This is a genomic window from Streptomyces sp. ICC1, from assembly GCF_003287935.1.
GTDB classification, from domain to species: domain Bacteria; phylum Actinomycetota; class Actinomycetes; order Streptomycetales; family Streptomycetaceae; genus Streptomyces; species Streptomyces tritrimontium.
Genome location: NZ_CP030287.1, coordinates 4,824,273 through 4,837,942, shown reverse-complemented (window position 1 = coordinate 4,837,942; position 13,670 = coordinate 4,824,273). Strand labels below are relative to the sequence as shown.

Genomic DNA, 13,670 nt, shown 5'->3' with positions numbered 1-13,670 from the left:
CAGGGGGTCACTGTGTTCGCGCTCATCGAACTCCCTCAAAGTGAATGATCTTGGACCGGCGACGCTACCGACTGAGATCGACGCACGACAGGGCGTGAACAGGTCAGGCTGGAAGGACCCTCGCTCCGGACACAGCCACGCACCGCGCACGAACGAAGACTTCGAGCCCATCGCACGGAATGGGCCGCGGCGCTCTCGCCTCCAGTTGCGCATCGCCTCCGTAGCCGCGACCTCTTCGTCGAGGGCACCCCGGCACCACGGCCTACCTCTGCGGGCCGCTCCCCTTCCTGCGGGCGGTGGGCGAGCACCGATCACCCAGGGCGCGGCCCCCGCGGTCATCAACTTCCAGGGCTTCGGCCCCGATCTGTGACTCGCCCCCGCCTGACGGCCCGAGAGCGCTCCTACTGCCCCGCACCCGCCACGGGCACGGGGCGGCGAAGTGGGCAGCGGTGGGGTACGGAGGAACAGCGCTCCCGGCCAAGCGGGTTGCCCAGAGAACCGCACCCCTGGAGCGAGCCCGTTCGCCCCGCCGCTGCCCCCGCTCGGTTCCCGGGAACGGCCGAGGACGCGGCGGAGCACGGATGGCCATCAAGGCGGCATCACCCGGCCAAGGCCGTTTCGCCTCAGCCGTGGGAGATGGCCGTCGCCCGTGGCTGCGCGTGGAACGCCGTCCGTACGAAGCGGGCTGCGACGAATCCGATCAGGGCTGTGGCTGCCGCCAGTCCGATGCCGGTCGCGTCGAGGGGTTCGGTCTCCAGGATCGACCGGAGTGCGGGGAGGTAGAGCGCGGCTGCCGCGAGGAGTGCGGAGGCGAGGACCGCGAGGGGGAGGAAGAGGTTCTCCTTGGTCAGCAGGCGGGCTCGCAGGCCCAGTACCACTCCGAGCTGGCCGGCGAGCAGGGCGAGGAAGAGCACGCTCTGCCACGGCAGTTCCCAGGCGCGTGCGGTGAGGGCGGCTGCCAGGCAGGAGGCGGTGACGGCGGTGGCGAGCAGGAGGAGTCGCTGCCAGGCGCCGGCGCCGAGGATGTGCTGTCCGGGCGGGCGGGGAGGTCTGTTCATGGCGCCCGGTGAGACGGGTTCGGCGCCCATGGCGACACCGGTGAGGCCGTGGGTGAGGAGGTTGATCCAGAGGATCTGTCCGGCCCGCAGGGGCAGGGGGAGGCCGATGAGGGGGCCGGTGAGCATGACGAGGATCTCGGCCGTTCCGCCGGCCAGGCCGTACACGAGGAAGCGCCGGATGTTGTCGTAGACGCGACGGCCTTCCTCGACCGCCGCGACGACGGTTGACAGTTCGTCGTTGGTGAGCACGAGGTCGGCGGCCTGCCGCGCGACCTCCGTGCCGCGCGCGCCCATCGCGACGCCGATGTCGGCCTGGCGCAGGGCGGGTCCGTCGTTGACGCCGTCGCCGGTCATCGCGGTGACGGCGCCGTGGGAGCGCCAGGCTTCCACGATGTCCAGCTTCTGCTGCGGAGTCGTGCGCGCGAATACGCGGACGGTGGTGAGGTCCGCGACCCGGCCGGCGGCGAGGTCCGCACCGGTGACCACATTCTCGTGCGAGCTGCCGGCGGACAGCAGGCCGACCTGGGTTGCCACGGCGCGCGCGGTGGCGGGGTGGTCGCCGGTGATGAGGATGGGGGTGATGCCGGCGGCCCGGCAGGCGGCGATCGTGGCTGCGGCCTCCGTTTTGGGCGGGTCGCTGATGGCGACCAGGCCGAGCAGGTGGAGGCCGGACTCGGCGTCGGCGGGGTGGTGGGGGACGTCGTCCCGCGTACCGGAAGCGACGGCGAGGACGCGGAAGCCATGTGCGGCCAGCAGCGCGGCCTGCTGTTCCGCCGTGTGGAGCAGGTCCGTGGGGTCGGCGAGGACTGCGGGGTCGAGGATCGCTTCGGGCGCGCCCTTCAGGCAGACGAGCACCCGGTCCTCGGGCGTGGTGTGCAGGGTGGTCATGCGTTTGCGCAGGCTGTCGAAGGGAGCTTCGTCCGCGCGCGGGTGGCTTTCGTGGAGGTCGGCCTGACCGGCACAGCCCGCCTTGGCCGCGGCCGTCAGGAGGGCCGCCTCGGTGGGATCGCCCATGGGGGTCCAGCGGTCGTCGGGCGGGACGGGTCCCGTCGGCGGGTGGATCGAGGCGTCGTTGCAGAGCGCCGCCGTGGTCAGCAGTTCGCGTAGCGGATCCATTTCCGCGGGCGTCGGGCGCAGGCCGGCGATCAGGACGTCGCCTTCCGGCTCGTAGCCGACGCCGGAGAGGTCGGCCGTGGCATGGGGCATCCAGACCTGCTGGACCACCATGCGCCCTTCGGTGAGGGTGCCGGTCTTGTCCGTGGCGAGGACCGATACGGAACCGAGCGTCTCCACGGCGGGGAGGCGGCGTACGAGCGCGTGCCGCGTGGCCATGCGGCGGGCGCCGAGGGCGAGGGCGAGGGTGACGACGGCGGGCAGGGATTCCGGTACCGCGGCGACCGCCAGGCTGATGGCGGTCACTGCCATGATCCCGACGGGCAGGCCTTGCAGGAGGCCGAGTGCGAAGACGACCAGGCAGAGTCCGAGGGTGGCGGCGGCAAGGATCCGTCCGAGGGAGGCGAGGCGGTGTTGCAGCGGGGTCGGCTCCCGTCCGCCTTCGAGGAGGGCGGCGATACGGCCGAGTGCGCTGGCCGCGCCGGTCGCCGCAACGGTGGCCACGCCTCTCCCCCGTACGACGACGGTTCCGGCGCTCAGGGTCGTACCCGGATCCTTGTCCACCGCGACGGACTCGCCGGTGAGCATGGACTCGTCGACGAGGAGGGCCGATGCCTCGGTGAGTTCGGCGTCGGCGGCGACGATGTCGCCTTCGCCGAGGAGGAGCACGTCACCGGGTACGACGTCGGTGGCCGGGACCTCGCGCGGCGCGCCCTCCCTCAGTACGCGTGCTCCCGGGGCCGACATGGCCGAGAGGGCGGCCACCGCGTTGTCGGCGCGGATCTCCTGGGTCACGCCGACGGTGGTGTTGAAGAGGATCACCAGGCCGATGACGATGGAGTCGGCGTGGTCGCCGATGGCGATCGTGAGCAGGATCGCGCCGATCAGGACCATGATCAGGGGGTCTTTGAGCTGCGCCAGGACCCGCGCGTACAGGGGTGTGGCCGACTGGGCGGCGATTTCGTTGCGGCCGTGCTCGGCCAGGCGGCGCTCGGCCTCCCGTTCGCTGAGTCCGGTGGGCTTCCGTGGGGTGGCGGGTGCCTGGCGTGCCGCGGGCGCGGACATCAGGTCCCTTGCGAGACGGGGACCGTGATGACCGGGCAGTGTGCCCGGTGCAGCAGTCCGTGGACGACGGAGCCGAGGCGCATGCCGGTGTAACCCCCGTTCCCGCGGCGGCCCAGGACCAGGGCCAGAGCGTGTTCGGCTGCCTTCGCCAGCTCCTCGACCGGGTGGCCTGCGAGCACTTCGTGGGTGAGCGCGACGTCCGGGTACTTCTCCGACCAGCCGGCGACGGTCTCGGACAGCATGCGGCGCTGCGCCTGGAGACCGGCGTTCTTGTTCTGGAACGAGAGCAGGGGCTGGTGCCACACCGAGATCGCCCGCAGGGCGCATCCGCGTACGCTCGCTTCCTCGAAGGCCACGGCCAGCGCCGCCTTCGACGACTCGCTGCCGTCGACCGCGGCCACCATGTACGGCGACAGTTGGCTGACGTGCTCCGCATCGCCGACGACCACGACCGGGCAGTGCGCCTGCGCGACCACGGGCACCACCAGGGAACCGGCGCTGAGGAACTCCTCGGTGCGGCTGAGGTGTCGCGAGCCGAGCACCACCATGGGGGCCTTCAGGGAAAGCCGGCCGAGAACGGGAGCCGGGAACCCGTCGAGCAGGTGGGTGGACAGTTCGAGTTTCGGGTGACGCGACCGCGTCCACGCGGCGGCTGCTTCGAGGGTTTCCGATCCGGTCCGGCGCAGGTCGATGCGGTGCGTGCTCCCGTCGGCGTGCTGGGTGTCGTGTTGCGGTGGCACCGCCAGTGCGAGACCCAGTCCGAGCGCCCGGCGGTGCGCCTCGTCGGCGGCCCAGGCCAGGGCCATGTGCCAGTCCCTGACCGGGTCGATGCCGACGACGATCTCACGGCCTGTCATGTTCGTCATCACGACTCGCTCCCCTGGTCGTTGCCGTGCCGCGGGATGAGCAGCACGGGACACCGCGCGTGGTGCAGAAGGCTGTGGTTCGCGTGCCCCAGCGTGCGGCCGATGTAGCCCGGCGAGCGCCTCCCGCCGACGACCAGCAGGTCCGCGTGCTGCGAGGCCTCGGCCAGTACACCGGCCACCGAGAAGCTCTTCTCCAGGTCGGCGTGCACGGTCAGATCCGGGAACTCCTCGCGGATCAGGCCGGCCATGGCCGTCAGACGCTGTGCGTGCCGGACGCTGATCTCCTCGACGTCGTCGAGGATGCTCACGACGTTGCCCACGGACTGCAGCGGGTTCCAGACGTGCAGCAGCCACAGCGACGCCTTGCGCAGCTCTGCTTCGCACGCGGCGTACCTGACGCAGTCGAGGTCGTGTTCGTCGCGGACGCCGGCCAGAACGCTGCCCGTCTCGACTCTCGGGTCCGTACCCCGCACCACGGCGAAGGGGGTGGTGGCACTGGCGGCTGCCTTGAGTCCGACGGAGCCGAGCATCAGCGAGGTGAACCCGCCGAGACCGCGGTTGCCGACGACGACGGTGCCGTGGAGGCCGGCGGCCCGGCGGAGGGTGGGTACGGCGGCGCTGCGGCTGAATTCCGTGGTGACGTGCAGGTCGGGATGGAGATCCGCTACGGCCGCGGCGGTGTCATCGAGTAGTTCGCGGCCCGCTGCGCGGACCCGTTCGATGGTTTCCACCGATGCGTAGAAGGCTCTGCTGTCCGTGTCGGCGGCGTGGACGATGTGCAGGGTCTTCCCCCGACGTGCGGCTTCGGCCGCGGCCCACAGGGCTGCCCCGCGTGCGGGATCCGACCCGTCGACGCCGACGATGACCGTCCCGAGTTCCGGACCGGCGGTGATGCTGCCTTCCATGGTTTCTCCCGATCGAGGGCCATCGTGCTTCTCCTCTCACGCTGGCATCGCGGACGTGTGGACGGCGAGGGCCATAGAGGCCAGGACGAGGGCCGACTGGTCCCTCCTCGCTCCCGGAACCGGCGTAGGCCCCCGTGGACGGACCCGGTCGGCCCTCGTGCAGGACCATTCGGCCCTCGAAAGGGAAGCCGGCGGGGCGGATGGTGGCTGGTACGGGTGGTGCGCGCCAGCCCTCTGCGCCCCCGCATGACGACGTACAGGAGGTCCGCTCGTGAAGCACACCCAGGTCGGCGAGGTGATGACGGCCGAGGTCATCGCGGTGGATCGTTCGGCGACGTTCAGGGAGATCGTCAAGCTCCTCGCCGACTACGACATCACCGGACTGCCCGTCGTGGACGAGGACGACCGTGTGGTCGGCGTCGTCTCCGAGAGCGACCTGCTCGCCCGAACGGCCCGGACGGCCGCGGACATCATGTCGGCTCCCGCTGTCACGGTCCGCGCGCAGGAGAGCGTCTCCGAGGCCGGACAGCTCATGACACGACGGGGCGTGGAACGCCTTCCGGTCATCGACGAGGAAGAGCGTCTCATCGGCATCGTCACCCGGCGCGATCTCCTGCGCGTCTTCCTGCGCCCCGATGCCGAGATACGGCGGCACGTGAGCGACGACGTGCTGTCCGACAGCATCGGGGCGCCCACCAGGGCGGTGGACGTGCACGTCCTGGACGGTGTCGTGACCCTCCGAGGCCGGCTGGAACGGCAGAGCCAGATCCCCCTCGCCCTGCGCCTCACCGCACGACTGGACGGTGTCGTCGCCGTGGTGGACGAGCTCACCGCCCGCATGGACGACTCCCGTCTGATCCCGCCGGAGCGCGGAGCGCAACCCATCACCTGGTGACGCCCGTCCTCAATCCGTCGGTCGCACGCGACGCGAGGTCGACCGCACCGTCGCCCAGATGCTCGACGACATGCTCATGCCGTGGCGGCTGAAGTTCCCCGACGTACGGCTCGAGGAGAAGACGTTCATCGGATCAGCGGGACGGGAGCTCGTCCAGGCCACCACGGGCGCGGACCTCGTCGTCATCGGACGCCCGCATCCGCCGCTCGCCCACGGGCACGCACCTCGGCCCGGTCGCCCACGCCGTCCTCCACCACACGGCCGCGCCGGTCGCCGTACTCGCCTTCACCGGAACGTACCCGCGCGACCTGTTCGACCTGGTGGTCGGGCTCAACCGCTGGGTGCTGCGCGTCATCGCCTACGCGGCGCTCATGACGGACGAGTACCCGCCCTTCCGACTCGACCTGGGCGGTGAAGGGCCGCCGCTCACCCCGGACGTCGCCCCGTAAGGGCCGGTCGGCTCCACAACGGGCCCCTCGGCCCCTCTTGGAAGCGGTGGCCGGGGCGGAGCATGGAACTCACACGTCAACTGAGGGAGATGGGCTCCATGGCCAACCTTGTGACCGCCGGCCTCGACGGCTCGCGCGAAAGTGTCGCGGCGGCCCGATGGGCCGCGCACGAAGCCCACCTCCGAGGGGTGCCTCTGGCCCTGGTCCACGTGGAGGAGTGGCTGGAGCGCCCCCCTCTCGCCGTCGCGACCACCGAGATCCAGCGCCAGTGGGCGGAGCGACTGCTGCGCGAGGCCTCCGAGGACATCAAGCGGCTGTACCCGGATCTGGAGATCACCTCCCGCCGGCTGTCGGGAATCCCGGCCACGGCCCTGGCCCATGCGGCCGCCTCTTCGGACATTCTGGTGCTGGGTTCCCGAGGGCTCGGCAGCATCGCCGGATTCATGCTCGGCTCCATCGGCGCCGGTGCCATCGCCGCGGCCGATCAGCCGGTTGTTCTCGTCAGGGCGCCGCACGACGGAGCGACGCCGGCCGAGGGTTCCGGTACCGACGGCCCGATCGTGGCGGGAGTGGACATCGGGCGCCCTTGTGACGCGCTCCTCTCCTTCGCCTTCGACGAGGCAGCACGACGTGGGTGCACCCTGCGGGTGCTCCACGCATGGGCACCGCCGCCGGTCGTCGGCTACGGCCCCGGTCTCGATCCCGGTGTCCAGGAGGAGATCGGTCAGGGGCTCGCCACGGCCATGGACGAGATGATCGGCCCCTGGGGCGAGAAGTACCCCTCGGTGGCGGTCACCCCCGAGGTGCGCATCGGCCAGTCCGGGATCCAGCTCGTGGACGCCTCACAAGGTGCCGCGCTCGTCGTGGTCGGCAGGCGCATCCGACGGTCCGCCTACGGCACCCACATCGGGGCGATCGCGCACGCGGTCCTGCACCACGCCGCCGCACCCGTCGCCGTGATCGCCCACGAGTGAACGCACCGGTGTTCCCCCTGCTCATGTCAGGTGTGCGCGGGCATACGGGTGCGCCGCCTCAGGCGGCGCAGTTCCTCGGTGTCCGAGGCCAGGACGGGAAAGACCGCGATGGCGTGCAGTGACGCGTGGTCGGTGCGGGCGGCCACCACCGTGCCGACCTGGTAGGTGATGAAGCCGGCGAAGGTGGCGGTCGTCGCGATGACGTACGCGTGGTGCGGTGGGGTTCCCTGACCGGTCGGGTCCCCGGGGTGCCCGCCAGCCCGCAGGCCCACCCGTGTGGGCCGCTGGGAAGCCGGCTTGTTCGCGGCCTCGCGCGAGCCGGGGCGGGCGACGTTGCACTTGTGCCGACCGGGCATTCTTCTGCCGAGCGGGTGATCGTCTGGTCGGCCGCGAATATCTGTGGGGCGCGCGGGCAATCACGGGTGGGCGACCCGGCCGGTTGTCCCTGGGACGGGAGAGCCGCTCCGGGAGCCGCTGTTGCCCCGCGGCCCCGCGGCCCCGAGACCCCGTGACCTCCCGATCCCCCGACCCCGTGAAAGAGGGCAGATCCGCATGACCGCACCCGTTCCCCAGGACATGGTCCGGGAGTTCCACCGGGCCTTCGGCCTCGGCGTCGGAGCCCATCCGGCCACCGTGGCGCCGGAGCTGGCCGCACACCGCCAGGTACTCCTGGAGGAGGAGGTCGCCGAGGTCGCCGAGGCGAGCGCGGCCGGCCGCCTCGCGGACATCGCGCACGAGCTGGCCGACGTGGTCTACATCGCGTACGGGACCGCGCTGGTGCACGGCATCGACCTCGACGCGGTCCTCGCCGAGGTCCACCGCGCCAACATGTCCAAGCTCGGCCCGGACGGCCGCCCCGAGCTCCGGGCGGACGGCAAGGTCCTCAAGGGGGCGTCGTACCGGCCGCCGAACGTGGCCGAAGTGCTGCGCGGGCAGGCGTAGCCGGGCGTCAGCCCGGTGTCAGCCGGCATCAGCCCGGTTGTCCGTGGGGCAGGATCCACACCTGGACGAGGTCGGTGTCGCCGACCGCGGCCAGCAGGCCGCCGTCCGGGGAGACGGCGACGGAGTAGATCTCGTTGTGCGGCGTCTCCAGGGGGTCGGTGAGCGGCAGGCCGTCGGCCGCGTGCCACACGCGTACGCTGCCGTCCCGGCCCCCGCCGGCCACGAGCCGCCCGTCGGGCGAGAACGCCACGGCGTACACCGCTTCCGCGGACGTGGACGCGACCTTGCGGACGGGGCTTCCGGAGCGCACGTCGAGCGGGTCCCACAGCTCCACGGTTCCGGGGGAGCCGGCTGCGGCGAGCACCGTGCCGTCGGGCGAGAAGGCCAGGTCGTAGCATCCATTGAGGATCGTGTCCCCGGCAATCTCCCAGGTGGCCGTGGACCACAGCCGCAGCGCTCCCCTGGAACCGCTCGCCGCCAGCAGGGCTCCGTCGGGCGAGAACTCCAGCGCCTCCGACCTGAATTCGGTCTCCAGCGACCTGACCCCGTCCCGGCTGGCGGTGTCCCACAGGTGGACGAGCCCCTTGGGCCCGCCCGCGGCCACGGTCTTCCCGTCCGGGGAGACCGCCACCACGTCGCGGGCCCCGGACCCGTCGGGGAGGCGTCCCCCGACGGGATGGCGGTAGGTCAGGTCCCACAGCCAGACCGTCTCGTCCTCCGCCACCGACGCGAGCCACCGCCCGTCGCCGGAGAAGGCGAGGTCCCGGACGATGTCCTGGTGCCCGACGAGGGGCCCGGCCGCCTCCTCCCCCGTGGCGGGATCCCGCAGGTACACCGCGCCGTCGCTGCCGCCCAGAGCCAGGTAGCGCCCGTCCGGCGAGAAGGCCAAGGCGTCGTACGAGTCGACGGGGCCCTCGAAAGGGGGCAGGGGTACGACGTGGCCCCGGTCCAGGACGTCGGCGAGGGCTCGGACCGCCAGCGGGCTCACGGGGCTTCCCAGGGGCTCCGCGGGGGCGGCCGCGCCGGTCCGTCTGCCCTGCGTGCGCAGCTGGTCGAGGGTGCGCCAGCGCGTGCGCCACGCCTCCATCTCGGGGGCCCTGCGGTCGACGGCCAGCTGTCTGCCGTCCTCGTCGTAGGACAGCAGGGTGTGCACCAGGGACATCAGGCTGTCCATCCGCTGGAGCCGCTTGCCGCTGAACGCCTCGCTGAGGGCCGCCGTCGACAGCGGCGTGGCGCCCTTCAGGCCGTCCGCACGCGTGACGATCTTCTTCAGGACGGGGTTCCCGCGCTCCTCCTTCAACCGCCGCAACTGCTCCGCGAACTGGTCGAGGCCCGCCTGGAATTCGGTTGCGTTCGACACGCTGGACCCTCCGCCGTTCGCCGCTTTCGGCGCCCAGATTAGGGGAGTTGACCAGGCTCGGAACCGAACTTCAATGAAGTTCGGCCCGGTTACGACTTCGTTCGTGCGGTGCAGGTCAACAGGCCCCGCCTCTGCTGCCATGGGACCCATGACGCACTCCCAGCAGTCCCGGGAACCCCAGGTCCCCCCTCCGCCCGGCCCGTTCATGACCGTGCGCACCGCGCTCATCCTGCTCTCCTCGGCGGTGCTCGGCGCGACCACCGGCGGGCTCGCCGTCCTGGCCGGCGGCGGCCCGGCGGCGGGGGCCCTGGCCGGGCTGGCCGCCGCCGGGGCCTGCGTATCGGCCCTGCACTCGCTCCTCCAGTGACCGCTCAGCCGTCCGCGCACGCGGTGTCGCGGGCCGGGCGGCGGCCCGTCGTGAGGTACGTGGTGACCGTGCGGTCGGCGCAGGCGTTGCCGTTGCCGAGGTAGACGCCGTGTCCGCCGTGGTCGACGGTGAGCAGGCGGGCCCGCGGGCCGAGGGCGGCACGCATCTCCAGGGCCCCGGAGTACGGGGTCGCCGGGTCGCGGAGGTTCTGGACCATCAGGATGTTCGACGGCCCCCGGCCGGTGATGCGGGTCGGGCGTTCCGCCGGGGCGTCCTTCCAGAAGGCGCACGGGGTGATGTTCACCGGCATGCCGGCCGTCAGGGGGTGCGCGACGCGGTCCGCCGCGACCGCGCTCGCGTACCGGGCCGGGTCCTTCGGCCAGGCCGCGTCGTTGCAGATGACCCCGACCATCAGCGAGGCGTCCGTGTCCGGCAGCGGTCCGGCGAGCTCCTTGGGCAGCACCGGTACGGCGGCCGGGTCCTGGGCCGAGCGGACGAGGCGGGCGAAGGCGGGGAAGAGGGCGTCGCCGTAGAGGGAGTTCTGCAGGGCCTGGCGCAGCACGTTGCCGGTCAGCGGGACCCCCGGCACGTCCGAGGGCCGCGGCTCGCCGTCCAGCCGGGCCGCGAGGGACAGGAACAGCGGGCGTACGTCGTCCGGGTGCGCGGCCAGGCGCAGCCCCTCGGCTTCCCGCGCCGGGTCCGCCGCCCAGGCGGCGAAGTCGGGGAAGCGGTCCTCGGCGCCCTGCGCCATGTTCGCGAGCCAGCCCCGGGCGACCCGCTCCGGATCGGGGTCCCCGCTGCTGTCCAGCACCACGCGGTCGGTGCGCCGCGGGAACTTCTGCGCGTACACGGCGCCCACGTACGCCCCGTAGGAGACGCCCCAGGCCGACAGTTTGCGCTCGCCGAGCGCCTCGCGGAACCGGTCGAGGTCGCGCACCTGGTTGGCCGTGGTGAAGCTGCGCAGCTCCGGGCCGCCGTTCGCGGCGCAGGCCTCGGCCACCCGGCGGGAGCGGGCGGTGTTCTCCTCGATCCCGCCGTCGGGAGCGGCCCAGGAGCGCAGGGTCACCAGGTGCCGGTCGGCGGCGTCGGTGGCGCACCGGGCGGTCACGCTGCCGCCCACCCCGCGCGGGTCGAGCGCGACGAGGTCGTAGGCCCCCGCCATCTCCCGGTCCAGTGCGGCGCCCTTCTGCGACAGCCGCTGCACGCCGGAGCCGCCGGGCCCGCCGGGGATCACCGCGAGCGTGCCGCGGCGGGCGGCCGGGCGGGTGCTGGGTAGCCTGGACACGGCGAGGGAGACCTGCGGGCCGCCCGGATCGGCGTAGTCGAGGGGGACGGACAGCTTCGCGCACTGCTGGCCGGCCAGGTGCCCGGTGTGCGTGCAGTCCGCCCACACCAGGGCCGGCGGGGAGGGGCTCGCGGACGCCGGTGAGGCCTGCGCGGTACCCGTCAGGGCGGCGGCGACGGAGGTGGCGCAGAGGGTGAGGAGTGCGGCCTTGCGGCGGTAAGTGGTCATGGAACGAGGATGGTTGGGCAGCCGCGGCCGCTCCATCCGGCAGCCGGGACGGCTCGCAGGGGGGCCAGCCCCACCACGCCGCCGCCGGCCGGCCCCTCAGCCGACCGCACGGCCCCGGTCGCACGGCCCCGGTTACACCACCACGAACACCACGGCCGCCGCACCCATGAGTGCGGCGGCGGTGTGGATGGCCGGATGGCCGTAGTCACCCGACCAGAGGTGGCGGGCCAGGCCGCCGACGGCGGCCAGAGTGCCGATGATGCCGAACTGCGCGAGCAGGGTGACGGAGGTGAAGGGGGCCGGGAGCAGCAGGAGCGAGTTGAGCCAGAACGGGGCGGCGCCCGTCCAGCCGCGCCACTCCCGCAGTTCCCGCAGCCTGTGCGGGTACGAGGACTCCCGGTGCCCCGGGTACTCCCGGTACTCCCGGATCACCGTCGCCATTGTGCCGCCACCGGCCCTTCAGTCACCTGCTCGAGCACTCAACTCGCAGGCTGTACAGACTCCTTGGGTGCGGCGGTCGGGACAAGGGCCCGTTCGGCAAGAAATCCGAAAGTCAGGCCGAAAGTGGTCCACATCGCGGCCTGGATGGCCAGCGAGGCGAGCCGGAACTGCCAGACGAGCGCGGCCGGGAAGTCCCCCGGCACCTCGTTGATGCCGGGCAGCGACGCGTAGGCGATGCCGACCGCCACCACGAAGGCGAGGGAGGCGGTGACCGAGGCGTTCCAGTTGCCCAGGGCCGGCGCCAGGCGCCTGCCCAGGATCAGCGCGCCCAGGGCGAGCAGCACGCTGAGCGCGATCATCAGGACGTAGAGGGTGGTCCGCTGGACGGTCGTCTCGGGGTCTCCGACGGCCGGCGGGTTCGCGGGGTACTTGAAGAACGGCACCAGGCCGACGGTGACGAACAGACCGCCGGCGACCAGCGCCGCCGTGGCCCGGGGGCCGAAGCGCCCGATGCGGCCGACCGCGTAGCAGAAGACGAGCGCGGCGATGCCGCCGAGCGCGATCCCGTAGAGCAGGGTTCCGGTGCCGAGGCCGGCCGTTGCCTGGAGGGCCCGGCTGACCGGGGCGGCCTCGCCGCCGCCGTGGTCGTGGGCGCCGGCCTCCTCGATGGCGATCGCCGCGTCCACCTTGGATTCACCGAGGACGTACGCGACGAGGAAGGCGGCGACTCCGGCCAGCAGGCCGGCGAGCATGCCCCGGACGAGGAGCACGCGGGGGGAGATGGGGTTCATGGTTCGGTTCTTCCCTTGCTGAGGATGGAGATCAGTGGCAGGGGAAGCCGAGGAGGTGGCGGCCGTCGTGCATCCACTCGTGGATGGTGTCGCCTTCGAAGATCGCGGTGGCGCCCTGCTCGGCGCCGACGAGGTAGAGCAGGACCATCATCAGGACGCCGACGAACAGCGCCCAAGGGGCCAGTGCGGAGAGGGAGATGGGGGCGACGGCCAGGGGGGCGGCAGTCGTGGGCACGGCGGAGTGGGCCATGGCAGGAACCTCCAGGGGGAACACGCGTCCCGGTCATTGGTGCTCGCGACGACGGTGGCGGGTCTGACTCGCCTCCCCCTCCGGGAGGTTTCACAGTGGCGCGACCGTGCCGGACTCTCACCGGTTCTTCCGTCTGCCGTCGTCTTGTCGTCCGTGACCGTACCGCGCTTACGCTGCCCTTATGAAGAGGACGGTTGTTCGAGTCCGGCTCGTGAGACCTCCGCTGGGCGGGGCGGAGCGCCCGCACCGGTTCCCGGACCGGGATCCGTGCCCGGGGCACGAGGGGCTGCGTGGGCAGGATCACGGCTCCTGGACGGGGCGGACCCTCGACGAGGTGGCGGCCGAGGACCCGGCCGCGCTGGGGCGGTGGACGGGCGACACCTCGTACGCGCCGCCCGGCGGCGGGGAGTCGGTGGACGCGCTGATCGCACGGGTCGGCCTGCACCTGGCCGGGCTGGCCCCGGGGACGCACCGGGCGGTGGTCGGGCAGGGCGTCGTACGGGCGGCCGTGGTGTGGGCGCTGGAGCTGCCCGCGGCGGCCTTCTGGCGGCTCGACGCGCGCCCGGAGTCGGTGACGGTCCTGACGGGGCGCTCGGGCCGCTGGAACCTCCTGCTCGGGGCTCCCGACACGACCGGGCAGGACCGCTAGTGGCACCGCGGCCCGGGCCGCGTGGTGGCGCG

General features: G+C 72.6%; 14 protein-coding genes and 1 pseudogene. 6 read left to right on the top strand and 9 right to left on the bottom strand.

What is annotated here, in order from left to right; genetic code table 11:
• Window positions 1-623: 623 nt before the first annotated feature.
• The 3 genes from DRB96_RS22810 to DRB96_RS22800 are packed head-to-tail and all read right to left on the bottom strand — an operon-like array spanning window position 624 to window position 5,007.
• A complete protein-coding gene (locus DRB96_RS22810) occupies window positions 624-3,236 on the bottom strand; it encodes a cation-translocating P-type ATPase (protein ID WP_112450131.1) in 2,613 nt (870 codons plus the stop codon).
• Window positions 3,236-4,102: a universal stress protein gene (locus DRB96_RS22805; RefSeq protein WP_112450130.1), complete on the bottom strand. Its 867-nt coding sequence runs from the start codon at window positions 4,100-4,102 to the stop codon at window positions 3,236-3,238. The genes DRB96_RS22810 and DRB96_RS22805 overlap by 1 nt, the downstream gene beginning before the upstream one ends.
• Window positions 4,102-5,007: a universal stress protein gene (locus DRB96_RS22800; protein WP_112450129.1), complete on the bottom strand. Its 906-nt coding sequence runs from the start codon at window positions 5,005-5,007 to the stop codon at window positions 4,102-4,104. Before DRB96_RS22800 ends, DRB96_RS22805 begins: the two co-directional genes overlap by 1 nt.
• Window positions 5,008-5,278: 271 nt before the next feature.
• Between DRB96_RS22800 and DRB96_RS22795 the strand changes: the two genes are divergently transcribed.
• The 3 genes and pseudogenes from DRB96_RS22795 (at window position 5,279) to DRB96_RS22785 (ending at window position 7,325) form a co-directional block, all read left to right on the top strand.
• Entirely contained in the window at window positions 5,279-5,902 is a 624-nt protein-coding gene (locus DRB96_RS22795; protein ID WP_112450128.1) for a CBS domain-containing protein, read from the top strand.
• A gap of 275 nt (window positions 5,903-6,177) precedes the next feature.
• Window positions 6,178-6,351 (top strand): annotated as a pseudogene (locus DRB96_RS22790) (DUF4389 domain-containing protein); the annotation flags it as partial.
• Between the two features lie 98 nt (window positions 6,352-6,449).
• Complete coding sequence (locus tag DRB96_RS22785) at window positions 6,450-7,325, top strand: universal stress protein (RefSeq protein WP_343234562.1); 876 nt, start codon at window positions 6,450-6,452, stop codon at window positions 7,323-7,325.
• A 26-nt stretch (window positions 7,326-7,351) separates the two neighbouring features.
• On the opposite strand, the gene DRB96_RS22780 is transcribed toward DRB96_RS22785, so the two are convergent.
• The gene (locus tag DRB96_RS22780; RefSeq protein WP_204357795.1) at window positions 7,352-7,681 is read right to left on the bottom strand and encodes a hypothetical protein; all 330 of its coding nucleotides are present in this window, start codon (window positions 7,679-7,681) and stop codon (window positions 7,352-7,354) included.
• 196 nt (window positions 7,682-7,877) lie between these two features.
• On the opposite strand from DRB96_RS22780, the gene DRB96_RS22775 reads away from it, so the two are divergent.
• Window positions 7,878-8,267, top strand: coding sequence for a MazG nucleotide pyrophosphohydrolase domain-containing protein (locus DRB96_RS22775; RefSeq protein ID WP_112450126.1), 390 nt, complete (start codon window positions 7,878-7,880; stop codon window positions 8,265-8,267).
• 28 nt (window positions 8,268-8,295) lie between these two features.
• Here the strand turns inward: DRB96_RS22775 and DRB96_RS22770 are convergent, their stop codons facing one another.
• Window positions 8,296-9,627 carry a WD40 repeat domain-containing protein gene (locus tag DRB96_RS22770; protein WP_162688638.1) on the bottom strand — a complete coding sequence of 444 codons (1,332 nt, stop codon included), beginning with the start codon at window positions 9,625-9,627 and terminating at the stop codon, window positions 8,296-8,298.
• A 148-nt stretch (window positions 9,628-9,775) separates the two neighbouring features.
• Between DRB96_RS22770 and DRB96_RS22765 the strand changes: the two genes are divergently transcribed.
• Window positions 9,776-9,994 carry a hypothetical protein gene (locus tag DRB96_RS22765; RefSeq protein ID WP_112453648.1) on the top strand — a complete coding sequence of 73 codons (219 nt, stop codon included), beginning with the start codon at window positions 9,776-9,778 and terminating at the stop codon, window positions 9,992-9,994.
• A 4-nt stretch (window positions 9,995-9,998) separates the two neighbouring features.
• On the opposite strand, the gene DRB96_RS22760 is transcribed toward DRB96_RS22765, so the two are convergent.
• The 4 genes from DRB96_RS22760 to DRB96_RS22745 all read right to left on the bottom strand — a co-directional run bounded on the left by DRB96_RS22760 (window position 9,999) and on the right by DRB96_RS22745 (window position 12,989).
• Window positions 9,999-11,507 carry an alpha/beta hydrolase gene (locus DRB96_RS22760; protein WP_112450124.1) on the bottom strand — a complete coding sequence of 503 codons (1,509 nt, stop codon included), beginning with the start codon at window positions 11,505-11,507 and terminating at the stop codon, window positions 9,999-10,001.
• Window positions 11,508-11,639: 132 nt separating this feature from the next.
• The gene (locus DRB96_RS22755) at window positions 11,640-11,939 is read right to left on the bottom strand and encodes a hypothetical protein (RefSeq protein WP_239516216.1); all 300 of its coding nucleotides are present in this window, start codon (window positions 11,937-11,939) and stop codon (window positions 11,640-11,642) included.
• A gap of 47 nt (window positions 11,940-11,986) precedes the next feature.
• Entirely contained in the window at window positions 11,987-12,739 is a 753-nt protein-coding gene (locus DRB96_RS22750; protein ID WP_112450123.1) for a CbtA family protein, read from the bottom strand.
• A gap of 31 nt (window positions 12,740-12,770) precedes the next feature.
• Entirely contained in the window at window positions 12,771-12,989 is a 219-nt protein-coding gene (locus DRB96_RS22745) for a CbtB-domain containing protein (protein ID WP_112450122.1), read from the bottom strand.
• A 211-nt stretch (window positions 12,990-13,200) separates the two neighbouring features.
• Between DRB96_RS22745 and DRB96_RS22740 the strand changes: the two genes are divergently transcribed.
• On the top strand, window positions 13,201-13,638 hold the full coding sequence (locus tag DRB96_RS22740; protein WP_239516217.1) for a histidine phosphatase family protein: 438 nt from the start codon (window positions 13,201-13,203) through the stop codon (window positions 13,636-13,638).
• Window positions 13,639-13,670: the final 32 nt, after the last annotated feature.